The organism is Rhodococcus sp. ACPA1 (genome assembly GCF_002300195.1).
Classification (GTDB): domain Bacteria; phylum Actinomycetota; class Actinomycetes; order Mycobacteriales; family Mycobacteriaceae; genus Rhodococcus_F; species Rhodococcus_F opacus.
This window is the reverse complement of record NZ_NSDX01000015.1, coordinates 123104-150069: the sequence shown is the minus strand read 5'-3', so window position 1 is coordinate 150069 and position 26966 is coordinate 123104. Positions and strand designations below refer to the sequence as shown.

General features: G+C 69.5%; 1 protein-coding gene. It reads right to left on the bottom strand.

Annotation, left to right across the window (positions count from 1 at the left end):
• Window positions 1–61: 61 nt before the first annotated feature.
• The gene (locus tag CJ177_RS45235; RefSeq protein ID WP_095871021.1) at window positions 62–26848 is read right to left on the bottom strand and encodes a non-ribosomal peptide synthase/polyketide synthase; all 26787 of its coding nucleotides are present in this window, start codon (window positions 26846–26848) and stop codon (window positions 62–64) included.
• Between the last annotated feature and the right edge of the window lie 118 nt (window positions 26849–26966).

Sequence of the window (26966 nt, the reverse complement as noted above, 5' to 3'; positions counted from 1 at the left end):
TATTCGGGCCCGCCCGTTACGGCAATGCAATGGACGGCGGGCCCGCCGCAACGAAAACGGGTCAATGCGTGCTCAGATAATCCTCGAGGACCGGCCCCACCACGGCCAGAACCTCGGGTTCGATCATCTGGTTGTGCTCGCACTCGATCTTCACTTCCCGGATGCCTCCGGTGACGGAACTCCGCCACTCCTCGGGTGAATGCTGGTCCGTCGACCCTGATCCGGCGGCGGTGAAGAACAGCAGATCCCCGTCGAACACCTGCGGGCGGAAGTTGTTCATGATCCGCGAGGAGTTCGTGAATCCGGCGCTGATCCGCTCGAGGTGCTGCGGCGTCAGTCCCGTCTTCTGCCCGAATGCGTCGTCCAGCAACTCGACAGCGCGCTCGTAGGTGAGTTCCTCCCCGGAGACGGACTCGAGGTCCAGTCCGAGCCCGTGGAGCAACTCGGACACGGTGAGACTCTCCGGGCCCTGGTCGGTCCCGTTCGTCACGTAGCTGTCCATGACGGCCAGCGTGTCGACCGCCTCGCCTTCCCGCCGCAGTTCGACGGCCATCGCGTGGGCGATGACGCCGCCGAGCGACCAGCCCAGCAGGTGGTAGGGCCCGTACGCCTGGACCTTGCGCATCTCCAGCACGTACTGATGCGCCAGCTGCTCGATCGACTCGAAGCTCGGGCCGCCGCTGATGATCGGCAACTGCAGGCCGAACGCCGGCCGGTCCTGCGAGAGGTGCTGCAGGAGTCCCGCATAACCCCACGACAGGCCGATGCCGGGATGGATGCAGAACAGGGGCGGCTTCTCCCCTGTCGGCCGCAGCGGGATGACCACACCGAGCGCCTCGTCCACCGGCGACCCGGCCGCGTTCTCGGTGTCGACCCGCAGTGCCAGGCCCGCGGGTGTCGGGTCGAGGAACATGGACTGCAACGGGATCTGCCGTCCGAGGCGTTCCTGCAGCACCGTGATCACCCGGGTGGCGACGATCGAGTTGCCGCCGAGGTCGAAGAAACTGTCGGCGGTGCCGACCCGGTCGACGCCCAGCACCTCGGCGAAGGCCTCGACGATGATCCTCTCGGTCGCCGTCGTCGGGGCCCGGAAGGCCGCGCCGGTGGTGCCGAACTCGGGCGCGGGCAGCGCCTTGCGGTCGAGTTTGCCGACCGGGGTCATCGGGATCTGATCGAGGACGACCACGGCCGACGGGACCATGTGCGCGGGCAGGCGGTCGGCCGCGTGGGTACGCACCTCCGCCGGCTCGAGATCGTGTCCCTCGGCCGCCCGCACGTATGACGCGAGGAGCGTGTCGCCGGACGGTCCGGTGTGACCGATGGTGGCTGCGAACGCGACCGCGGGGTGGCGGGCGAGGACGGCGTCGATCTCACCGAGTTCGATGCGGAATCCGCGGACCTTCACCTGGAAGTCGGTGCGGCCGATGTACTCGATGGTGTGGTCGCCGCGCCAGCGCACCACGTCGCCGGTGCGGTACATCCGGCGACCGGGCTCCCCGAAGGGGCAGGCGACGAACCGTTCCGACGTCAGCGCCGACCGGTTGTGGTACCCGCGTGCCAGTCCGGGTCCGGTGATGTACAGCTCGCCGGGCACACCCGCCGGGACGGGCTGCAGGCGTTCGTCGAGGACCAGCGAACCGAATCCCAGTGCGGGTGCGCCGATGTTCACGACCCCACCCGGACGCATCGGGGCGCTGACGCTCGCCTGGATGGTGGTCTCCGTGGGCCCGTACCCGTTGTGCATGTTGCGGTGCCTGCCCCAGATCTCCACCAGTTCCGGCGGGCAGGCCTCACCGGCCACCGCGAGGACGCGGAGCGATTCGAGTCCCACGTCCTCGATGGACGACAGCGCGGTGGGTGTGATGAACGCGTGCGTCACCGCGTTGCGCCGGAACAGGTCCGCCAGCTCCGTGCCACCGAAGACGGTGGGCGGCACGATCACGACCCGGGCCGACGCCCCGAACGCCATCATCAGCTCGAAGATCGACGCGTCGAAGCTCGGGGACGCCAGATGCGAGACCCTGGAGTCGTGTGTGACCTGGAACCGTTCGTGTTCCTCCGCGGTGAGGTTGGCCATGCCGCGGTGAGTGACGATGACGCCCTTCGGTTTACCGGTCGATCCCGACGTGTAGATCAGGTACGCCGGGTTGGCCAGATGGAGCGGGCGCGTGCGGTCGGCGTCGGTGACCGGCGCCGAGGAGACGGCCGCGACCTGCTCGGCGAACGACTCGTCGTCGAGCACCAGCCACTGCACGGTGTCCGGCAGATTGTCGCGACGATCGGCGACGGTCAGGCCGACGGAGGCCCGGCAGTCGGTCAGCATGTAGTCGATGCGGTCCCGTGGGTAGGTCGGGTCGACGGGCACGAACGCCGCACCCGACTTCGCGACCGACCAGATCGACACCACTTCCTCGATCGATCGCGGCATACCGATGGCCACGAACGTCTCCGGCCCGACGCCTTGGGCGCACAGCACCCGCGCCAGCCGGTTGGACCATTCGTCGAGTTCGCGGTAGGTGACCTGCCGGTCCTCGAAGGACAACGCGATCGAATCGGGGTCGAGTGCCGCGGCGGCCGTCAGCAGGTCGGGCCACACCTCGGGGCGCACGTCGGGCTTGCCGCGCGCCGGGACCATCTCCTCGATCTCCGCGTCGTCGAGCAGCGGGAGGGTGCCGATCGGCCGGTCCGGGTCGGCGGTGACGGCCGCGAGGATCCGGACGAAGCGGTCCGCGATCGAGCGTGCCGTGGCGGGGTCGAAGAGGGAGACCGCGAAGTCGAGTCCGCCGGCGACACCCGCGGGCGCGCCGTCCTGATCGAACCGCTCGGCCAGGATCACCTCGAGATCCTCTTTCACCACCTTGGTTTCGAGGTCCACGTTCTCGACCCGCAGGTCCGGCAGTTCCAGTGTCGGGTTCTCGTTGTTCTGGAATTCGAGGGCCACCTGGAACAGGGGCGAGTACGACGTGGACCGGGTCGGGTTGAGTTCCTCGACGAGGCGCTCGAACGGCAGATCCGAGTGCTGGAACGCGGCCAGGTCGGTTTCCCGGATCTGCTGCACCAGTTCGGTGAACGTCGACGCCGGGTCGATCCGGTTCCGCAGGACCATGGTGTTGACGAACATGCCGACCATGTCGTCGAGGGCGGCTTCACCGCGCCCGGCGACGGGGGTGCCGATGACGACGTCGTCGGTGCTGCCGAGCCTCGACAGCAGAACGGCCAGCGCGGCGTGGACGGCCATGAACATGGTGGCGTTGTTGGCCCGGGCCAGTGCCGTCAGCCGCTGATGGAGGTCGGCGTCGATCGCGAACTCGACCCGATCACCCTCGAACGTCTGCTGGATCGGGCGCGGCCGGTCGGTCGGCAACTGGATGACGTCCGGCAACCCGGCCAGCGTCTCCGACCAGAACCGCAACTGCCGGTTGATCATCGATTCGGGGTCGTTCTCCGAGCCGAGTCCGGCGTGCTGCCACAGCGTGTAGTCGGCGTACTGGACGTGCAGCGGATCCCACTGCGGGCCGTCGCCGCCGAGCCGTGACGTGTACGCCACCATGACGTCGCGGGCGAGCGGCGCCAGGGAGAATCCGTCCGCGCTGATGTGGTGCACCACGATCGTCAGCACGTGAAGGTCGGGCGCAATCCGGAACAGGGCCGCCCGGACCGGCACGTCGGTGCTGACGTCGAACCCACGGGACACCAGATCCATGATGTGCCGCGGCAGGTCCTCCGCCGCCACCGCGACGGTGTCGACGTTCGGTTGCGCCTCGGCGGCGGGCAGGATCCGCTGGGTCGGTTCGTTGTCGACCGTCGGGAAGACGGTGCGCAGCGTCTCGTGGCGTTCGAGGACGTCGGCCATCGCCAGCCGCAGGGCGTCCTCGTCCAGGGTTCCGGTCAGTTGGACGGCCAACGGAATGTTGTAGGCGGGTGAGGACGTGTCGAACTGGTTGAGGAACCACATCCGCTTCTGCGCCAGCGACAGCGGAATCCGGTCGGGCCGTTCTACCGGTGCGAGTGCGGGGCGGGCGCCGCCGCTCACGCTGTCGGCGACTCGTGCGGCCAGTGACCGAACGTCGGGCGCCTCGAACAGGGCGCGCACACCGATGTCGGTGTCGAGGGCGTCCCGCAACCGTGCCGTGACACGGGTGGCGACCAGCGAGTTTCCGCCGAGATCGAAGAAGTTGTCGTCGATGCCGATCCGTTCGATACCGAGGACGTCGGCGAAGATGTCCACGATCTTGCGTTCGAGATCGTTGGTCGGCGGCTGGAACTCGGTGGTGGTGACGTGGAACTCGGGTGCGGGCAGCGCCGACCGGTCCAGTTTGCCCACCGGGGTCAACGGGATCTCGTCCAGGAACATGACGCTCGTCGGCACCATGTGCGCGGGGAGCCGGGTCGACAGGTGCGCGGTCAGCTCGGCCGGGTCGATGCCGCCGGCCGTGTTGGGCAGCAGGTAGGTCACCAGCACCGTGTCACCGGACGGGCCGGGAACACCGAGGGTCGCGGCGAAGCTGACCCCGGGGAACGTGGCGATCTCGTTGTCGATCTCGCCGAGTTCGATGCGGAATCCGCGGATCTTCACCTGGAAGTCGCTGCGGCCCACGTACTCGACGGTGTGGTCGGCCCGCCACCGGACGATGTCGCCGGTGCGGTACATCCGCTCCCCTGCCTCACCGAACGGGTTGGCGACGAACCGCTGGCTGCTCAGTTCCGGGCGCCGGTGGTAGCCGCGGGCGAGACCCGCACCGGTGATGTACAGCTCGCCGGGCACTCCGACGGGCACCGGCTGGAGACGTGAATCCAGCACGAGCTCACCGACTCCGCGGATCGGGCCGCCGAGGGTGATGGGGTCGCCCACCGTCATCGGGTCGCTGATGTTGGCCATCACAGTGGTCTCGGTGGGGCCGTACGCGTTGGACAGCTGCCGGCCGGGCGCCCAGCGGGTCACCAGTTCCGGCGGGCACGCCTCGCCGCCGAACACGACGTGCTGGAACTCGTCGAGCCCCTCCGGGTCGACCGTGGACAGCGCCGCGGTGGTGACGAAGGCGTGGGTGACGTGTTCGGACCTGATCAGTTCGGCCAGTTCCGCTCCGCCGTACACCGTCGGCGGTGCGATCACCATCGTGGCGCCGACCCCGAACGCCTGCAGGTACTCGAACACCGACCCGTCGAAGCTGGGCGTCGAGAAGTGCAGTGTGCGGGACGTCTGCGCGGCGGCGAAACGCTGACGCTGGTCCTCGGCGAAGTTGTCGAGGCCCTCGTGGGTGACCACGACGCCCTTCGGCTTGCCCGTCGAACCGGAGGTGTAGACGATATAGGCGGCGTTGTCGAGGCTTATCGGCGACCGTCGATCCGAATCTGCCACCGGCAGAGCTGGTTTCGACTGGCAGGCCTTCTCGAACTTGGGCGAGTCGAGCTGCAGCCACGGCACCGAGTCGGGTAGCGCCTTCTCGTACGCGGCCATGGTCAGTCCGATGGTGGCGCCCGAATCGGTGAGCATGTGCTCGATTCGGTCCATCGGGTAGTTCGGGTCGACGGGGACGAATGCGGCGCCCGTCTTGGCCACCGCCCACACGGCGAGTACCGACTCGATCGATCGGGGAATGCCGAGCGCCACGAACGTCTCCGGGCCCGCGCCGCGGGAGATGAGAACTCGGGCGAGCTGGTTGGAGCGTTCGTTGAGTTCCCGGTAGGAGACGTTGCGGCCCTCGAACGTCAGTGCCGTGCGGTTCGGATCCAGGGCGGCGGCGTCCTCGAAGATCTGCGGCAGCGTCCGGACGGAGAACCCGGGGCGGCCGCGTACCGGCGCGAACTCGGCGAGTTCGGCCTCGGTGAGCAGTTGCATGTGAGCGAGCGGAATCTCGGGCCGGTCGGAGAGGGCGTCGAGCACCCGCTGCAGCCGGTCCGCGATCTCGTCGACCGTGCTCTCGTCGAAGACCTCGGGGAGGTACTCGAACTTGAAGTTCAGCCGCGCGTCCCCGGAGGCGACGACGGCGAGCGGGTAGTGCGCGGAGTCCTTGCCGTCGATGCCGGTGACGAACATCCCGGCGATGTCGGTCTGTTCCGTCAGCCCCGCCTCGTCCACCGGGTACGACTCGAACACGGTCAGCGTGTCGAAGGCACCGCCGCCGCCGACCGCCGACTGGATGTCCGTCAGGCCCAGGTAGTGGTGATCGAGCAGCGCGGCCTGTTCGCTCTGCACACGTTCGAGCAGCTCGCCCAGTGATTCCCACGGGTCGAGGGTCACCCGCACCGGCAAGGTGTTGATGAACAGACCCACCATCGATTCGATGCCCGCGATCTGCGGCGGCCGGCCCGAGACCGTCCCGCCGAACACCACGTCGGAGCGGCCGATCAAGCCGCCCAGCACGATTCCCCACGCCGTCTGGACGACGGTGTTGAGGGTGAGCCCGCGTTCGCGGCTCAGGTCCCGCAACCGGGTGGTCTGCTCCTCCGACAGTGTGAAGGCGGTCTCCTCCGCGACAACGGAGTGCGCCTCACCCCGCTCCAACGGGGCCAGGAGGGTCGGCTCCTCGACCCCGTCGAGCGCGGTGCGCCAGGCGTCGAGGGAGTCCGTGGTGTCGTGGCGCTTCATCCACGACAGGTAGTCGCGGTAGGAGTGGACCCGCGGCAGCAGGCTGCCGTCGGCGTCCAACGCGTACAGGGTCAGCAGGTCGCGGATGACCAGCGGAGTCGACCAGCCGTCGAGCAGGATGTGGTGGTTGGTCAGGATCAGCCGGTAGTCGTCCTCGGTCAGCCGGACGAGGGCGAGACGCAGCAACGGCGCGTTCGCCATGTCGAACTTCACCGACCGGTCCTGTGCCACGATCCGGTCGTATTCGCGGGTGGTCTCGTCGGGGTCGAGTGCCGAGAGGTCGAATTCCGACCACGGCAGTACCACGTGCTGCTGGATGATCTGTGCGGAGGCGCCCGCACTGTCGTGGACGAACGCGGCCCGCAGGTTGGGGTGCCGGTCCAGCAGGGCCTGCCCGGCCCGGCGGATCCGGTCCGGGTCGATGTCGCCGCGCAGTTTCAGCGCCAGCTGCACCAGGTACGGGTCGACCGTGGCGTCCGAGAACTGGGCGTGGAACAGCAGCCCGGACTGCAGCGGTGACAGCGACCAGATGTCCGACAGCGCCGGGAACCTGGCCTCGAGCCGGTCGATCGCGTCCTGGTCGAGGGTGACCAGGTCGAGGTCGGACGGGGTCACTCCGCCGGCGTCGGGCCGCGCGACGTGGGTGGTCAGCGCGGTCAGCGCCTGAACCCACAGATCGGCGAGCGCGCGGACCTCGGACGGGGTGAGGACCCCGGTCGGGAACGCCCACGTGGCCCGCAGCCGGTTGCCGTCGGCCCCGGTGCCGGTGACGGCGTTGATGTCGAGCGCCGACGCCACCGGGATGTCGGAGGCGGGAATGTCGTCGAGCTTCGTGTCCGTCACCGGAACCCAGGCGTGACCGTGGATGTCGGTGGACGTCGCGCCGCCCAGCCGGCCCAGGTAGTTGAACGTGACCTGCGGCTTCGCCAGCGCCCGCAGCTGATCGGCGCTCTCCGGGTCCAGGTAGCGGAGCATGCCGTAGCCGATGCCGTGGTCCGGGATCGCGAGCAGCTGCTCCTTGATCGCCTTGACCGCGGACCCGGCGGCCTTGCCACCGGCGAACGCGTCGTCGAGGTCGATGCCCGACAGGTCCAGGCGCACCGGGAACATTGCCGTGAACCAGCCGACGGTGCGGCCCAGATCGGCGCCCGGCAGCACCTGGTCCTCGCGGCCGTGGCCCTCGAGGCTGACCAGCGACTCCCGGGTGAAGTCGCCGTGGGTGCGCCGCCACTGGGCCAGCGCCAGCGCCAGCGCGGTGAGCAGTCCGTCGTTGACGCCGCCGTGGAACGCCTCGGGCACACGGGTCAGCAGTGCGTCCGTGACGTCGGCGGGCACCTCCACGGTGACCTTCTCGACCGTCCCCGCCACGTCGATCGCGGCGTCGAGCGGACGCGATCCGATCAGCGGGTCGTCGGCTTCGAGCACCCGGCGCCACAGTTCGATCTCGTCGGCGCGGTCGCGTGTCGCCTCGACGAGTCCGTGCGACCAGCGCCGCATCGACGTGCCGACCGGTTCGAGGGCCGGTTCCTGACCCGCGGAGATCTGCGCCCACGCGGTCGCGAGGTCGGGGACGAGGATCCGCCACGACACACCGTCGACCACGAGGTGGTGCGCGACGACCAGCAGCCGCCCGCCCTCGTCGCCGGCGTCGAACCACACCATCTGCAGCATCACCCCGGCCTCGGGGTCCAGTCGTCCTGCCGCGGCATCGAGTTCCCGGGTGGCGGTCTCGGCGAATCCAGAACCGACCACCGACGCGACCTCGACCCGGTGCAGCACGTCGTCCACGTCGACCGCGCCCACGGCCTGTACCTCGATCCGCCACTGCGGCTCGGCACCGAGGAGACGCGCCCGCAACATGTCGTGGTGATCCACGACGGCCGCGATCGTGCGCTTCAGCAGCGTCTCGTCGGCCGCGGCGGGCAGGGAGAGCAGCGCGGTCTGGGTGTAGCGGCGGAAGTCGCCGCCCCGTTCGAGCAGCCACGCGGTGATCGGGGTGACCGGCATCTCGCCGATCCCGCCGCCGGGCAGTTCGTCGAGCACGACGATGTCGGCGGCGCCCGCCCAGGAGGCGGCCTCGGCGAGCGCGGCAACGGTCTTGGCCTCGAACACGTTCCGCGGGGTGAGCACCACACCCGCCGCCTTCGCGCGGGCCACCAACTGGATCGACATGATGCTGTCGCCGCCGAGTGCGAAGAACGAATCGTCCACACCCACCGATTCCAGACCGAGCACCTCGGCGAACAGACCGGCGAGGACTGTTTCCATCTCCGTGGCCGGGGCGCGGCCCGCCGACACCCGGGCCCCGAAGTCGGGTTCCGGCAGCGCGCGGCGGTCGAGTTTGCCGTTGCTCGTCAACGGCAGCGCGTCCAGCACCACGAGGGTGGCGGGCACCATGTACGAGGTGAGCTGGGTGCCGACGAATTCGAGCGCCGAGGACACCTCGACGGTGGCGCCGGATTCCGGAACCACGTAGCCGATCAGCCGGTGACCGCCGTGCCCGTCGCCGCGGGTGAGGACGACGGCCTGGGCGATGCCGCGGTATCGGAGCAGCGCGGATTCGATCTCGCCGAGTTCGATGCGGAACCCGCGGATCTTCACCTGGAAGTCGCTGCGGCCCAGGTACTCGAGCTGGCCGTCGGTGTTCCAGCGCGCCAGGTCACCCGTGCGGTACATCCGCGCCCCGGGACGGAGCGGGTCGGCCACGAACCGGGTCGAACTGAGCCCGGCCCGGCCGAGGTAGCCGCGGGTCACCTGGTCACCCGAGACGTACATCTCCCCGATGGTGCCCGGGGGAACCGGGTGCAGGCGCCGGTCGAGGACGTGCACGTGCAGCCCGGCGATTCCGCGGCCGATCACGCTGGCCGACGCGGACTCGGCGAACTCGCGGTCGAGCGCCAGGTAGCTGACGTGGACCGTCGTCTCGGTGATGCCGTACATGTTCACCAGGGTCGGGGCGGAGTCGTCGTGCCGCGAGTACCAGCGGCCGAGCTGACCGAGGTCGAGAGCCTCACCACCGAAGATCACGTACCGCAGCGCGAGTGCCGCCGCGTTCACGTCGATCTCCGAGACGATGCGGTCGGTCTCGGCGAGCTGATAGAACGCGGTCGGGGTCTGGTTGAGGACGGTGACCTGCTCGTTCCGCAGGAGTTCGTGGAACATTTCCGGCGACCGCGCCGTGTAGTAGTCGACGACGACGAGTCGGCCGCCGTAGAGCAGCGGACCCCACAGCTCCCACACGGAGAAGTCGAATGCGTACGAGTGGAACATCGTCCACACGTCGTTCTCGTCGAACCCGTAGAGCGGCTGCGTGTTCGCGAACAACGTCAGCACGTTGCGGTGCGAGACGACCACGCCCTTGGGGCGGCCCGTCGACCCGGAGGTGTAGATGACGTACGCCACCGACGAGGAGTCGAGAGGTGTCACCCGGTCGGCGTCGGTGATCGTCGCCGGCGTCTGCTGCGCGAGGTCCGCGGTGGTCTCGGGGTCGTCGAGCAGGATCGCCGGGGTCTCCGAGTCGGGCAGAGCGGAGACGTCTCCCGTGGTGGTGATGACACAGTTCGGTGCGGCGTCCTCGAACACGAACGCCAGCCGGTCCGCCGGGTAGGTGATGTCGACGGGCAGGTAGCCGCCGCCGGTCTTGATCACCGCCAGCAGGGCGATGATCAGGTCGCAGGTGCGTGGGAGTGCCACGGCCACCAGCGTTTCCGGCCCCACTCCCTGGGAGATGAGCAGGCGGGCCAGTCGGTTCGACCGGGCGTCGAGCTCGGCGTAGGTCAGTGCCACATCCTCCGACGTCACCGCCGTGGCATCGGGGAACCGGGCCACGCTCTGCGCGAAGCGGTCCGCGAGGGTGTCGGTGCCCGCGTCGAGTCCGGCGGTGTTCCATTCGGTCGCCATCGCCGACCGCTCGGCGGCGTCGGTGATCACGATGTCACCGACCGGGGCGTGCGGGTCGGAGGTGACGGCGCCGAGGATGCGCAGGAACCGGTCGGCGAACGTACGGACGGTGCCGGCGTCGAACAGATCGGTGGCGAAGATGAACGACGCGGCGATACCCGACGCCACACCGTCCGCGTCGAATCCTTCCTCGACGCTGAGCTGCAGGTCGAACTTGGCGACCTCCAGATCGAAATCGACGGCGGCCGCGGTCAGTTCCGGGAGCTCGAGCCGCGGTGTCTCGTTGTTCCGGAACTCGAGCAGTGCCTGGAACAGCGGCGAGTGCGCGGTGGAGCGCTCCGGCGCGAGGACGTCGACGAGCCGCTCGAACGGCAGGTCCGAATGGTGGAACGCGGCCAGGTCGGTGGCCCGCACCTGATCCATCAGGGCACCGAAACCCTCTGCCGGGTCGACGGCGCTCCGCAGCACCAGGGTGTTGACGAACATGCCGACCATGTCGTCGAGTGCCGCGTCACCACGGCCCGCGATGGGTGTGCCGACCGCGATGTCCTCGGTGGACGACAGCGCGGACAGCAGCACCGACAGGGCCGCGTGGACGGCCATGAACATGGTGGAGTTGTGCTTGCGCGCCAACGCCGCCAGCGCCCGGTGCACGTCCGCCGGAATGGTGAAGTCGACCTGCGCACCGCGGAACGACTGCTGGACCGGTCGCGCCCGGTCGGTGGGCAGCTGCAGGAGTTCGGGCAGGTCGGCCAGCTGATCCGTCCAGTACCGGAGTTGCTGGGAGATCAGCGATTCGGCGTCGCTCTCGTCGCCCAGCAGTTGGAGCTGCCACAGCGTGTAGTCGGCGTATTGCACCGACAGCGGGTTCCACTGCGGTGCGCTCCCCGCGATGCGGGCCGCGTACGCGGTCATGACGTCCCGGGCGAGCGGGGTGAGCGAGAACCCGTCGGCGCAGATGTGGTGCACCACGATGACGAGCACGTGATCGTCGGGGGCGAGTGCGAACAGCGCCGACCGCATCGGCACGTCGGCCGTCACGTCGAAGCCGGCGGTCGCGAGACCGGCGATGTGCTCGCGGAGTTCGTCCTCGGACACCTCGACGATCTCGAGGTTCGGGGTCCACTGACCGGGTGAGAGCACCACCTGGGTCGGTTCGCCGTCGTGGGACGGGAACACGGTCCGCAACGATTCGTGGCGGACGAAGACGTCCGTCACCGCTGCACGCAGCGACTCCACGTCCAGGTGACCGGTCAGCCGCACGGCCAGGGGGATGTTGTAGGCCGCCGACGACGTGTCGAACTGGTTGAGGAACCACATCCTCTTCTGCGCCAGCGACACCGGCACGTGCGCGGGCCGCGGCATCGGGCCGAGCGGGATCCGGACGTGGGCGCCGTCCTGCGCGGGTGCGAATGCCGTCGACTCGATGAGGCGGGCCAGCTGATGGATCGTCGGTGCCTCGAACAGGGTGCGAACGCCGATGTCGGTGTCCAGTTCCGCGGTCAGGCGTGCGGCGACACGGGTTGCGATCAGCGAGTTTCCGCCGATGTCGAAGAAGTTGTCGTCGATGCCGACTCGTTCGATTCCCAGGACCGTGGTGATGACGTCGGCGATCGTGTGTTCGAGGACCGTCGACGGCGGCCGGAAGTCGTCCGACGTGGGCAGGAACTGCGGTTCGGGCAGCCCAGCCCGATCGAGCTTGCCGACCGGGGTCAGCGGGATCTCGTCGAGGATCATGATGCTGGACGGCACCATGTGCGCGGGCAGCAGGTTCGCCGTCCACTCCTTCAGCTCCGGCGGTTCGAGCACCGATCCGGCCTCCGGCAGCACGTAGGACACGAGCACGGTGTCGCCGGCGGGCCCGGGGCGCCCGAGGGTGACGGCGAACGACACGGTCGGGTGCGCAGCGAGCGCGCTGTCGATGTCGCCGAGCTCGATGCGGAAGCCGCGGATCTTCACCTGGAAGTCGGTGCGGCCCAGGTACTCGACCGTGTGATCGGACCGCCACCGCGCGAGGTCGCCGGTGCGGTACATCCGGTCGCCCGGGTCGCCGTAGGGGTTGGCGACGAACCGCTCGCTGGTCAGCGCGGCGCGTGCATGGTAGCCGCGGGCCAGGCCCTCACCGGAGATGTAGAGCTCGCCGGCGACGCCGACGGAGACCGGTTGCAGCCGCGAGTCGAGAATCACCTCGGAGACGCCGCGGACGGGGCCACCGATCGTGACCGTCTCCCCCACCTGCAGGTGGTCGCTGAGGTTGCTCATGATGGTGGTCTCGGTGGGACCGTAGCCGTTGTACATGGTGCGGCCCGGGGCCCAGCGGGTCACCAGTTCCGGAGGGACCGCCTCGCCGCCGGCGACCACGTTCTGGAACACCTCGAGACCGTCGGGGTCCACGGAGGCCAGCGCCGCGGGGGTGACGAACCCGTGGGTGACGCCCTCGGTGCGGATCAGCTCCGCGAGCTCCTCGCCGCCGTACACGGACGGCGGCACGATCACCATGGTCGCGCCGACGGCGAACGACAGGAGGTATTCGAGGACGGAAGCGTCGAAGCTCGGTGAGGAGAAGTGCAACGCCCGCGACGTCGAATCCGTCGCGTAGCGGGTCCGCTGTTCCTCGGCGAAATTGTCGAGGCCGCGGTGGCTGACCACCACGCCCTTCGGCTTGCCGGTGGAACCGGACGTGTAGATGACGTACGCCGGGTGCGCGAAGCGCAGGGGCACGACGCGGTCGTCGTCGGTCACGGGGTCGGTGGACATCGCCCGAATGGCGGCGTCGGTGTCGGGGTCGTCGAGGGTCAGCCAGCTGACCGTGTCCGGGAGCCGGCCGTGGTCGGCGTCCAGGCGGAGACCGAACGTGCACCCGGAATCCGTGACCATGTGCTCGACCCGCTCACGCGGGTAGGTCGGATCGACCGGAACGAACGCTGCGCCGGTCTTGGTGATCGACCAGACCGCGAGGACCGATTCGATGGACCGTGAGATACCCAGGGCCACGATGTCTTCCGGGCCGACGCCGCGGTCGATGAGCAGGCGCGCGAGCTGGTTGGACCGTTCGTCGAGTTCCCGGTAGGACATCCGGCGGTCCCCGAACACCAGCGCGGTCGCGTCGCCCGACGTCGCGGCCGTGTCGGTGAACATCTGCGGCAGTGTGCGCACGGAGCGGCCGGGCACGCCGCGGGCGGGAACCAGTTCGGCCTCCTCGGCCTCGGTGAGCAGGCGCAGCTGCGCGAGCTTCATCCCGGGGTGCTCGGCGAGCGCGATCAGCGCCCGGATGATCCGGTCGCCGATCCGCTCGACGTCGGCCCGGTCGAACAGTTCCTCGACGAACTCCAGCTTCAGCTGCAGATTCTCGTGCGCCGAGGCGATCAGCGCGAGCGGGTAGTGGGCGGCGTTCGCGCTGTCGTGCACGTCGAGGACGTGCATGCCGGCGATGTCGGTCTGATCGGTCAGCCCCTCCCGGTCGACGGGATACGACTCGAACACGGTCAGCGTGTCGAAACCGGCACCGGGACCGGCCACCGACTGGATGTCCGTCAATCCGACGTAGTGGTGGTCCAGCAGCGCGGCTTGCTCGCCCTGAATGCGTTCGAGCAACTCCCCCAGCGTTTCCCGCGGATCGAGAACCACCCGCACCGGCAGGGTGTTGATGAACAGACCCACCATCGACTCGATCCCGGCGATCTGCGGAGGCCGACCCGACACCGTCCCACCGAAGACCACGTCGGAGCGGCCGACCAAGCCGCCCAGCACGATTCCCCACGCGGTGCGGATCAGGGTGCTCAAGGTCAGACCGTGCTCGCGTGCGAGCACACTCAGCTGATCGGTGCGGTCGACGTCGAGTTCGACGAGCAGTTCACTGGACTGCGTGTCGCTCTGGACCGACGCGTCGGCAGGGGCGAGCAGCGTCGGCTCCTCCACCCCGGCGAGGGCACGCTGCCACACACCGAGAGAGTCCTCGGTGCTGCGGTGCGACATCCAGGCGAGGTAGTCGCGGTACGGGTGCACCCGCGGCAGCGCCGTGGCGTCACCCTCCGTGGCGTACAGGGTCAGGAGGTCGCGGATCAGCAGCGGCATCGACCAGCCGTCGAGCAGGATGTGGTGATTGGTGACGATCAGGCGCTGCTCGTCCCCACCGATCTGGATCAGCATGAACCGCAACAGCGGCGGGGTGGCCATGTCGAACCCGCGGCGCCGATCGGCGTCGAGGAGTCGCGCGATCTCGGCTTCGCGGCTCTCCGCGTCGAGACCGGACAGGTCGATCTCCGTCCAGGGCAGTTCGGCGTACCCGTGGATCGCCTGGACGGGGGTGCCGCCCTCGTCGTACACGAACGACGCCCGCAGGTTCGCGTGCCGGTCGAGCAGGGCCTGCCCGGCCACCCGCATGCGGGACGGCACGGCACCGCGCAGTTCGAGTGTCACCTGCACGGTGTACGAGTCGATCGTCTGATCGGCGAGCAGTGCGTGGAAGAGCAGTCCGGACTGCAGCGGCGACAGTGACCAGATGTCGGACAGTGCCGGGAAGCGCAATTCGATGCGGTCGATGGCGTCCTGGTCGAGGCTGACCAGTTCGAGGTCGGACGGGGTCACGCCGCCGGCGTCGGGGCGGGCCGCGTACGTCGTGAGCGCGGTGAGCGCCCGGACCCACAGTCCGGCGAGTTCGCGGACATCGGCGACGGTCAGGACACCGGCCGCGTACGCCCAGGTGGCGCGCAGCTGAGGCCGGTCCTCCACCTCGGTGGTGACCGCGTTGACGTCGATGGCCGAGGTGACCGGGGTGTCGAGGTCCTGCGCACGATCCATGTCGACTTCACCGGTCGGCGTCCAGCCGGCGCGGGTGGCCGCCTCGGACAGGTCGGCGGCGAAGCGTCCCAGGTAGTTGAAGCTGATCTGCGGCAGCGAGCGCGCCGCGAGCAGCGGTGCGGTGTCGGCGTTGAGGTACCGCAGCATGCCGTAACCCATGCCGTGGTCCGGGATCGCGAGCAACTGTTCCTTGATCGCCTTGATCGCGGATCCGGCGGCCTTCCCGCCGTCGAACGCGTCGTCGAGGTCGATGCCCGACAGGTCGAGACGCACCGGGAACATCGCTGTGAACCAGCCGACGGTGCGGCCCAGATCGGCGCCCGGCACGACCTGATCTTCACGGCCGTGTCCCTCGAGGCTCACCAGTGTCCCGTCGACGGACCTGCCGTGCAGGGTGTGGCCGCGGGTGCGCCGCCACTGGGTGACCGCCATCGCCAGCGCAGTGAGCAGTCCGTCGTTCACGCTGCCGTGGATCGCCTCCGGCAGAGCCGTGAGGACGGCCTCGCTGACCTCGGCGGGCAGCTGCACCGTGACGCGGCCGACGGTCGCGTTGACGTCGATGTCGGGGTCGAGCGGACGGCTGCCGACGAGCGGGTCCTCGCAGTCGAGGATGCGTTGCCACAGGTCGAGTTCGCCTGCCCGGTTCGTCGCCTCGTCGACCAGTCCGTGCGCCCACCGGCGCATGGACGTGCCGACCTGTTCGAGGATCGGTTCCTGGCCTGCAGAGATCTGCGCCCACGCGGTCGCGAGGTCGGGGACGAGGATGCGCCACGACACACCGTCGACGACGAGGTGATGCGCGACGACGAGCAGGCGGCCACCGGATTCCCCGGCGTCGAACCACACCACCTGCACCATGACGCCGGCCGCGGGGTCGAGCCGGTCCAGCGCGGCGTCGAGTTCCGCGATCACCGTCGCCGCGAACACCGGGGTTCCCGGGGCCGTGGACACGGCGACCCGGCGGATCAGGTCCTGCGCGTCGACCGCACCGACCGGGCGGACGGCGAGATGCGAGTCCTCGGCGGAGACGATCAGCTGCGCGCGGAGCATGTCGTGCCGGTCGAGGACGGCTTGGAACGTGGCGATCAGGGGTTCGAGTTCGCGGAGGTTCGGCGGTGCGGTCAGCAGCGCGGACTGCGACATCCGGTTGAACTCGCCGCCCCGTTCGAGCAGCCACTTCGTGATCGGGGTGGTCGGCATGTCGCCGACTCCGCCACCGGGCAGTTCGTCGAGCACGACGATGTCGGCGGCGCCCACCCACGACGCCACCGCGGCGAGACCGGCAACGGTCTTGGCCTCGAACACGTCCCGCGGGGTCAGCACCACACCCGCCGCCTTCGCGCGGGCCACCAACTGGATCGACATGATGCTGTCGCCGCCGAGGGCGAAGAACGAGTCCTCGACACCGGCGGATTCCAGACCGAGGACCTCGGCGAACAGTCCGGCGAGCACCTCTTCCATCTCCGACACCGGCGCGCGGCCGGCCGACACCCGGGCCCCGAAGTCCGGCTCGGGCAGCGCGCGGCGATCCAGCTTGCCTGCGGGAGTGAGCGGCAACTCGTCGAGGACGATCAGTGCGGACGGCACCATGTACGGGGCCAGGAATCCGCCGACGAAATCGAGGACCGCCTCCGCGTCGAGTTCGGCACCCGCCGTGGGGACGAGGTATCCGACGAGCCGGTTGGCGCCGGTGCTGCCCTTGTGCGCGGACACCACCGAACGGGCGACCCCCGGGTAGCGCGTGAGGGCGGTCTCGATCTCGCCGAGTTCGATGCGGAAACCGCGAATCTTCACCTGGAAGTCGCTGCGGCCCAGGTACTCGAGCTGGCCGTCACCGTTCCAGCGCGCCAGGTCACCGGTCCGGTACATGCGGGCCCCGAGGCCCCCGTACGGGTTGGCGACGAAACGCTCCGCCGTCGTGCCCGCCCGGTCCTTGTAGCCGCGGGCCAGACCGGAACCGGTGACGTACAGTTCGCCGGTCACCCCGTTGGGCACCGGGTGCAGGCGTGAATCGAGCACCATCTCCCCGGTTCCCATCGGCGGACGGCCGATGGTGACGCCCTCACCCGGAAGCATCGGTCCCGTCACGCTCGACACGACCGTCGCCTCGGTGGGGCCGTAGGCGTTGAACATCCGCCTGTCCCCGGTCACCCACTGCGCCACCAGCTCCGGCGGGCACACGTCGCCGCCGGTGGCGACGCACTCGAGCTGGTCGAGGCCCGCGGGGTCCACCGACGCCATGGCGGCGGGGGTGATGAACGCGTGCGTGACCCGGCCCTCCCGGAGCACGTCGGCGAGTTCGGTGCCGCCGATGACGGACGCCGGAGCGATCACCATGGTTGCGCCGGAGCCGACCGCGAGCAGCAGTTCCAGGATCGACGCGTCGAAGCTCGGCGACGAGAAGTGCAGCGTGCGCGACCGCGGGGTGACCCCGAAGCGGACGCGTTCGTCGGTGGCGAAGTTCGCCAGGCCGCGGTGGGTGACGACGACGCCCTTCGGGGTGCCGGTGGATCCGGACGTGTAGATCAGGTAGGCCGGGTTCTCCAGCGCGAGGGGGTGTGTCCGATCGGCGTCCGTGACGACCGCGGCGGAGTGCGCACTCACCTCGTCGTCGAATCCGGGTGCGTCGACCACGACGTAGGACGTGCAGTCCGGCAGTGTGGGACGGAACTCGGCGACGGTGAGGGCGAGCGCCGCACCGGAGTCGCTGAGCATGTGGACGATCCGGTCGGTCGGGTAGTTCGGGTCGACCGGGACGAACGCGGCACCGGTCTTGGCGACCGCCCACAGTGACAGCACCGACTCCGGCGACCGCGCCAGCGCCAGCGCCACCACCGATTCGGGGCCGATGCCGCGCCCGATCAGCAAGCGGGCGAGACGGTTCGACCGCTCGTCGAGTTCGCGGTACGTCACTTCACTGCCCTCGTAGGACAGCGCGGCCGACTTGGGGTTCACTGCGGCCGCGGCCGCGAGCAGTTCGGGCAGGGTCCGCGGTTCGGCGTCGGGCCCGTCCATCACCGGGGTGAGCGCCGCACGTTCGGATGCCACCATCAGGTCGATGTCACCGACGGCCATGCCCGGCTCGGACGTCACCGCGTCGAAGATCCGCTGCAGGTAATCGGCGAAACCGGCGATCGTGGACGCGTCGAACAGGCTCGACGCGTACGTGAAGGCCGCGGAGATCCCGGCGGGCTCGCCCGACACCCCGAACTCCTCGGTGAGCGTCAGTTGCAGGTCGAAGTTGGAGATGTCGGTGGCCAGGTCGAGGCCGGTGACGGTCAACCCGGGCAGCTCCAGCCGCGGCCGCTCGTTGTTGCGGAACTCGAGCACCACCTGGAACAGCGGCGAATGCGACGTCGCGCGTTCGGGCGAGATCGCGTCGACCAGTCGCTCGAACGGCAGATCCGCGTGGTGGAAGGCGTTGAGGTCGGTGTCGCGGACCGTGGACAGCAGGTCGGTGAAGGTGCCTGCCGGTTCGACCGGGGTGCGCAGCACCAGGGTGTTGACGAACATGCCGACCATGTCGTCCAGGGCGGCGTCGCCACGACCGGCGATGGGGGTGCCCACCGCCACGTCGTCCGTGTCGCCCAGCCGGGCCAGCAGCACGGCCAGCGCGGCGTGCACGGCCATGAACACACTCGAATTGTGTTCGCGGGCAGTCGTGATCAACCGGCTGTGCACCTGCGGATCGATGGTGAACGAGTGGATGCCGCCGCGCATCGACTGCTGCGTCGGCCGGGGGTGGTCCGTCGGCAGCGCGAGCAGTTCCGGAAGCCCGGCGAGCGTGTGCGTCCAGTAGTCGAGTTGGGCGGCCAGCAGGCTGTCGGGGTCCTCTGCGTTGCCGAGCACCCGGTGCTGCCAGAGCGCGAAGTCGGCGTACTGCACCGGCAGCGGCGTCCAGTCCGGCGCCTGTCCCCCGGTCCGGGCCGCGTAGGCGGTCATCACGTCCCGGGCAAGCGGGGCCATGGAGAAGCCGTCGGCGCTGATGTGGTGGACGACGATGACGAGAACGTGCTCGCCGGGATCGGTGCGGAACAGTGCGGCGCGCACCGGCACCGACACCGTGACGTCGAAGCCGGCGCCCGCCAGTCGCGAAATGTGCTCGGGCAGTTCCGCTTCCGTCGTCGCTACCGGCGACAGATCCGGCACCACGTCCTCGGTCGGCAAGATCACCTGGACGGGTTCGCCCTCCACCATCGGGAACCGGGTGCGCAGCGACTCGTGCCGGTCCATCACGTCGGCGACGGCGTCCTGCATCGCATCCTCGTCGAGATCGCCCGTCAACCGCACCGCGAGCGCGATGTTGTAGGCCGGGGAGTCGAGGTCGAACTGGTTGATGAACCACATGCGCTTCTGCGCCAGCGAGACCGGCAGTCGGTCGGGGCGCACCCCGGCCACCAGCGGCGGGCGTTCGGCGCCCTGCACGGCCTCGGATTCGATCCGGGTGGCCAGGGTCGCGACGGTCGGGGCGTCGAAGATCTCCCGGACCCCGATCCGGCTGCCCAGCGCGGCATTGACCCGCGCCACCAGCCGGGTGGCCACCAGTGAGTTGCCGCCGAGGTCGAAGAAGCTGTCGTACACACCGATACGGGGAGCGTCGAGCAGATCCGCGAAGATCGACGCGAGGATCTCCTCGATCGGGTTGCGCGGGGTGACGAATTCGGCAGACGGGCTGAGGAATTCCGGCTCGGGCAGGGCGCCCCGGTCCAACTTGCCGGTGGCCCCGAGTGGGAACCGGTCGAGGACGATGATCCGGGTCGGCACCATGTAGGCGGGCAGCGTCTCCGCCGCCGCGTCGCGCACGACGGCGGTGTCGATGTCGGCGCCTGCCACGGGGATCACGTAGCCGACGAGGCTTTCGCCGGTGGCCTCGCTGCGGTGCACGGTCACGACGGCCTGCGCCACCGACGGGTGCGCCAGCACCGCCGCCTCGACCTCGCCGAGTTCGATGCGCTGACCGCGGAGCTTGACCTGGAAGTCGCGGCGGCCGATGTATTCGATGTTGCCGTCGGCACGCCAGCGGACGACGTCGCCGGTGCGGTACATCCGCTGTCCCGGCGCGCCGAACGGGTTCGCCACGAACCGGTCCGACGTCAGATCGCTGCGCCCGACGTAGCCGCGGGCCAGTTGGATGCCGGCCAGGTACAGCTCGCCGTGCACCCCGACCGGCACCGGGTGCAGCCGGGAGTCGAGGACGTACAGCTGCGTGTTCCACACGGGCGCGCCGATCGGGACCGAGGCCCGATCGCCTTCCGTGCACTCCCAGTAGGTGACGTCGACGGCGGCCTCCGTCGGGCCGTACAGGTTGTGCAGCGCCGCGGATCCGAATTCCCGGAATGCGTCGGCGGTGGCGGGCGGGAGCGCCTCACCGCTGCAGAACACCTGACGCAGCGAACCGCAGAGTTCCGGTTCGGCGCCCGCCGTGAACACCGCCAGCATCGACGGCACGAAGTGCATGGTGGTGACCTGGTGGTCGGCGATGATGTGGGACAGATACGTCGGGTCGCGGTGTCCGTCCGGCGCGGCGAGGACGAGTCGCGCACCCACCTCGAGGGGCCAGAACAGTTCCCACACGGACACGTCGAACGTGACGGGAGTCTTCTGCAGCACCACGTCCGTGTGATCCATCCGGTACGTGTCCTGCATCCACAGCAACCGGTTGACGATCGCGCGGTGGCTGACGGCCACACCCTTGGGGCGGCCCGTCGATCCGGACGTGTAGATCACGTAGGCGGTCGAATCGGGGTGGATCGGACCGCCCCGCTCGGCGTCGGTGATCGGGGTGCTCGGCCGCCGGGACAGGTTCAGGGTGTCGATCTCGATCACGGAGGCACCGGCCGCGCCGTCGACGCCCTCGCACCGGTCGCGGGAGGCGGTGAGAACACATGCGGGTTCGGCACTCTCGATCACGTAGGCGATTCGCGACGCCGGGTGGTCGGGGTCGAGCGGAACGTACGCTGCCCCGGTCTTCTCCACCGCGTAGATCGCGATCATCAGCTCGAGCGACCGGCGCAGGGCGACGGCGACCCGGGATTCGGGTCCGACGCCGCGGGCGAGGAGTTCGCGTGCCAGCCGGTTGGCGCGGGCATCGAACTCCGCGTACAGCAGTTCCTCTTCGGCGAACACGACGGCGACGGCGTCCGGGGTCCGTGCCACCTGTGCCTCGAACAGGCTGACCAGGGTCGCCGAGTCCGGCACGGCGACGTCGGTGTGGATCCACTGCTCGAGCATCCGGTGGGTCTCGTCCGCGCCGATCAGGTCGATGTCGCCGACCTTCGCGTCCGAACCCGCGGTGATGGTCTCGAGGAGGGTGACGAAGCGTTCGGCCAGCGCCGTCATCGTCGGCGGGTCGAACAGTTCCGACGCGTACGAGAACTGGACGTCGATCGCCCCCGGGGCGCCGGATCCCTCGGTGTGCTCGGTGAGGATGACCTGCAGGTCGAACTTGGCGGCGCCGGTCTCGAGGGCCTCGACCTCCACATCGAGTCCGGGCAGCTCGAGCCGCGTGTTCGCGAATCCCTGCAGCACCAGCATCACCTGGAACAGCGGTGAATGTGCCTCGGAGCGGGTCGGCTTCAGTTCGTCGACGAGCCGCTCGTAGGGCAGATCGGTGTTGCTGAACGCCTCCAGATCCACGGATCGGGTGTGCGAGAGGATCTCGGGGAAGCTGCGATCGGGGTCGACGGTGGTGCGCAGGACGACGGTGTTGACGAACATGCCGACGACGTCGTCGAGTTGCCGTTCGCCACGACCGGAGACCGGGGATCCGATCGACACGTCGGACGATCCGCTCGACCGGGACAGCAGGACCGCGAGGGCGGCGTGCACCACCATGAACAGGCTGGCGTCGTTGGCGACTGCGATCTCGAGCAGCGCGGCGTGGATGCGCGCCGGGATGGAGAAGTCGGCGGTGGCGCCGATCATCGACTGCCGGGCGGGGCGCGGCCGATCGGTCGGCAGATCCATGACCTCGGGGGCGCCGTCGAGGGTGCGGGCCCAGAACGCCAGCTGCCGGGCGAGGAGGCTCGTCGGATCGTCGGGGGAACCGAGCAGCTCGCGCTGCCACACCGCGAAATCGGCGTACTGCACCTCGAGCGGCGACCACTGCGGCGTGTCGCCGGCGGCGCGGGCGTGGTAGGCCACCATCACGTCTCGGGTCAGCGGCGTCATCGACAGGCCGTCGGCGGCGATGTGGTGCACCACGAACACCAGCACGTGATCGTCGGTCGCGGTGCGGTAGAGCTGCGCCCGGATCGGCGGTTCGACGGTGACGTCGAACCCGGCTGCGGCGTCGGCGATCAGGCGGGATTCGAGCTCGTTCTCGGCCACCTCGACCGTGTCGAGGGGCGGGCTCACTTCCGCGACCGGCAGAACCACCTGGATGGGACCGTTGGGGGTGTTCGGGAACACCGTCCGCAGCGACTCGTGCCGGGTGAGGACGTCACTCACCGCGGTCCGCAGCGCCTCCACGTCGAGTGTGCCGCGCAGCCGGATACCGACGGGAATGTTGTATGCGGGCGAGGCGGTGTCGAGCTGGTTGATGAACCACATCCGCTGCTGCGCCAGCGACACCTGCACCGGGCCGGACCCGGCCCGCGGAGCGAGCACGGGGCGGGCGGAGGTGCGGGGCCCGAGCGCGTCCACGCGGGCACTGAGCAATGCGACGCTGGGCGCCTCGAACAGATCGAGCACCCCGATCTCCGTGCTCAGGGCCGCGTTGACCCGGGACACCACGCGGGTCGCGACGAGGGAGTCGCCGCCCAGGTCGAAGAAGCTGTCGTCGACGCCGATGCGCTCGACCCCCAGAAGCGCCGCGAACACCTCCGCGATCTGCATCTCGGTGGGTGTCACCGGCGCCCGGTAGACGGTGGAGGTGGCCTCGAACTGCGGTTCCGGCAACGCCTTCCGGTCGAGTTTGCCCGCCGGGGTCAGCGGGACCTCGCGGAGCACCATCACCCGGGCGGGCACCATGTGCGCGGGCAGCGCGGCGGCGGCGTGTTCGAGGATGTCGCCGACGACGATGTCCGTCCCGTCCTCGGGGAGCACGTACGTCACCAGCACCGTGTCGCCGGACGGCGCGGTCCGTCCGACTGTGGTCGCGAACGCCACACTCGGGTGCGAGCGGACGACGGCGTCGATCTCGCCGAGTTCGATGCGGAAGCCGCGGATCTTCACCTGGAAGTCGGTGCGGCCCAGGTATTCCAGCTGACCGGCAGCGTTCCACCGCGCCAGGTCTCCGGTGCGGTACATTCGCTCGCCCGGCGCGCCATGGGGGTCGGCGACGAACCGTTCGGCCGTCGGGATCGACCGATTGTGGTACCCACGTGCCACACCGTCGCCGGTGATGTACAGCTCGCCGGGGACCCCTCTCGGGACGGGGTGCAACCGCGAATCGAGCACCAGCAGACCGCAACCGCGGGACGGGCGGCCGATCGTCACCGGTTCGCCGACCGTCAACGGTCCTGCCACGCTCGCGACCACGGTGGCCTCGGTCGGTCCGTATGCGTTGAACATGACCCGCCCCGGCGCCCACTGTGCCACCAGCGCAGGCGGACAACTCTCGCCACCGGTGACGACGCACCGGATGTGGTCGAGCCCGGTGGGATCGACGGATGCCAGCGCGGCCGGGGTCACGAACGCGTGCGTCACCCGTTCGCGGCGCAACAGGTCCGCGAGTTCGGTGCCGCCGTACACCGTCGACGGTGCCACCACCATCGTGGCGCCGGCACCCACTGCGAGAAGCAGTTCCAGGATGGACGCGTCGAAACTCGGCGAGGAGAAGTGCAGGGTGCGGGCCCCCACGGTCACGTCGAACCGCTGCCGCTCGTCCTCGGCGAAATTCGCCAGGCCGACGTGGGTCACGACGACACCCTTGGGTGTGCCGGTGGAGCCGGACGTGTAGATCAGGTAGGCCGGATCCGCGGTCCGCAACGGGCGGAGACGGTCGGCGTCGGTGACCGCGCCGGCCGCGTGCTTCGCCAGGTCCCGGCCGAACGACGCGTCGTCCATCACGAGCCACGGCGTGGTCTCGGGCAGCGACGACCGGTGCGCCGCCACGGTGAGACCGACAACCGCACCGGAATCGGTGAGCATGTGCTCGATGCGGTCGGCCGGATAGTTCGGGTCGACCGGGACGAACGCGGCCCCGGACTTCGCGACCGCCCAGGTGGCCAGCACCGACTCGATCGACCGCGCGATCGCCAGCGCCACAACCGAACCCGGCCCCACTCCGTGGTCGATCAGCATGCGGGCGAGGCGATCCGACTGATCGTCGAGTTCGGGGTAGGTCAGCGTGCGTCCCTGGTAGACGAGGGCGTCCCCGGCGCCGCCCGCCTCCACGGCGCGCGCGAGCAGCGCGGGAAGCGTGCGGGGCTCCACCGAGGGCTCGTCGCGGACCGGCGCGAGTTCCGCGTACTCGACCTGCTCGAGGAGGTCGACGTCCCCGACCGGTGCGGCGGGGTCCGACGTCACCGCCTGCAGGATGCGGACGAAGCGCGCGGCGAGCGCCTCCGCGCTGTCGCGGTCCCACACGTCCGTGGCGAACCGCAGCCGGCCGTTGATGCCGCCCGTCTCCGATTCGGTGAGGGAGAACACGAGATCCAGTCCCAGCGCCCGATGTTCGCGCTGGATCGGGCTGACCGTCACGTTCCCGGACGTGTCGTGCGGGTGCCCGCCGTCGGTGAATTCGAGCATCACCTGGAACAGCGGCGAGTGCGACGGATCGGATTCGGCCACGAGGGCGGCAACGAGATCGTCGAAGGGCAGCGCCGCATGCGCGAACGCGGCCCGGTCGGCGTCCCGGACCCGGCTCAGGTGGTCGACGAACGACGATGCAACATCCACCTGCGACCGTAAGACGGTCTTGTTGAAGAATGCTCCGGCTTCCGGGTCGTCGGAGTCGGACGCCTCGCGCCCGACGATCGGCGTTCCGATCACCACGTCGTCGGTGTCGCCCAGCCGGCCCAGCAGGACCGCGAGCACGGCGTGCAGCGTGGTGAAGATCCCGGTGCCCGCCTCCTCGGCCAGTTGTGCCGCGCGGCGCTGCACGTCCGCGTCGACGGCGAACCCGACGACCTCGCCCGCCCCGAACCGCTCGGCTGGGCGGGGCCGGTCCAGCGGCAGTGCCGTCACGTCCGGCAGGCCCACCAACTCCCGCTTCCAGAACGCGAGCTGGGCCTCCCGCTCGAGGAACCGCGCGCCGAGGCGTGCGCTCTCGGCGTGAATGTCGGCGGTCCGCGTCTGCGGCTCGGCCGTGACGAACTCCTCGACCAGCTCCACGAACCTGCGGTGGTGGGCGCGCAACTCCTCCGAGCCGTACCGGTTGGGGTTGCCGCGGAAATCGAGGAGCGTCTGGCCGTCACCGCTCTGATAGATGTTGACCAGGAGGTCGTCCACCGGTCCCGACGTCACGATGTGGTACTCGCCCGTGACCGTGCCCAGCGTGAACGCCTGGTGGAACAGCATGACGTTCACCATCGGGCCGGCGAGGCCCTCCGCGGTCCCGGCGAGTCCGGCATCGCGGCGGATGTCCTCGAGGCTGCACCGCTGATGGCGCAGCGCACCCATCAGTTCGAGCTGGGTCCGCTGCACGAGCTCGGCCACCGTGTCGTCCGGGCGGACGGTGATCCGCAGCGGGGCGACGTTGACGAGCATCCCACCGGACCGCTGCAACGGCGCCGTGGTGCGCGCCGACACCGGCAGGTTGATGAGCACGTCCCGCTTGCCCGTCATACGGGACAGATAGCAGGCGAACCCGGCGAGCAGCACGGCCGCCGACGTGGCGCCGACCCGCTGATCCGACTCTCCGAGGAAACCCAGTGCGGTTTCGGAGATCTTCGCGCTCTCGAGCCGGCTCTTCGCCGCCGCGGGGGCGTCGTGGGTGGCGAGCGTCGAACCGTGTTCGATGCCGACAATGCGTTCGGCCCAGTACAACCGGTCGTTCTCGAAGCGGCTCGACGCCCGGTACTTCTGGTCCAGCTCGTAGAGGTCGCGCAGATCCAGCGCACGGTTCGGTTCCGGTTCGGCGCCCTCGACCGCTGCGGTGTACAGCGCAGCGATCCGGTTCACCATGGTCATTCCGCTGTACCCGTCGAGCGCGACATGGTGAATCCTGGTGTACCACAAGTAGTGCTGCTCACCGACCTGCAGGACGGTCATCTCGACGAGCCGGTCCCGGGTGAGCCGCAGCGGCGTCGCGTAATCCTCGTCGATCCACACCTGCGCGGCGGCCATCGGGTCCGACTCGCCCCGGAAGTCGAGGAAGCCGATCGACGGGTCGATGCTGAAATCGACCGCCTGGTAGGGCTCCCCGTCGACGTCCAGCAGTCGCAGGAACGGCGACTGGAACTCCTGACCGGCCCGCACCGCCGCGTCGCTCAACAGGTCCAGGTCGATCTCGCCCCGCAACTCGATGTACTGGGCGATGAACTTGGGAACCGTGGGGCTCAGCTGTTGGGCAAACCACATGCTCCGTTGCACCGAGGAGAGCGGGAATGCCCCTTCGGGAACGTTCACATCTTCGGCGCCGTTATTCGGCTGCGGCGAATTCACACTCGTCATCTCGTTCCCCCAGCGGGTAGAAGACCTTGGATGCGCAAGTCCTGCGCGTGAGACGGACCAACCGACGCCGGTCTCCCACGCTGTACTGATCGTGCTGTACGCGTGGGCCCGGTGTGCG

Bases quoted from the DNA above. Each gene is read 5' to 3' on its own strand.
- CJ177_RS45235 (WP_095871021.1), bottom strand. From the start codon at position 26,848: ATGACGAGTGTGAATTCGCCGCAGCCGAATAACGGCGCCGAAGATGTG.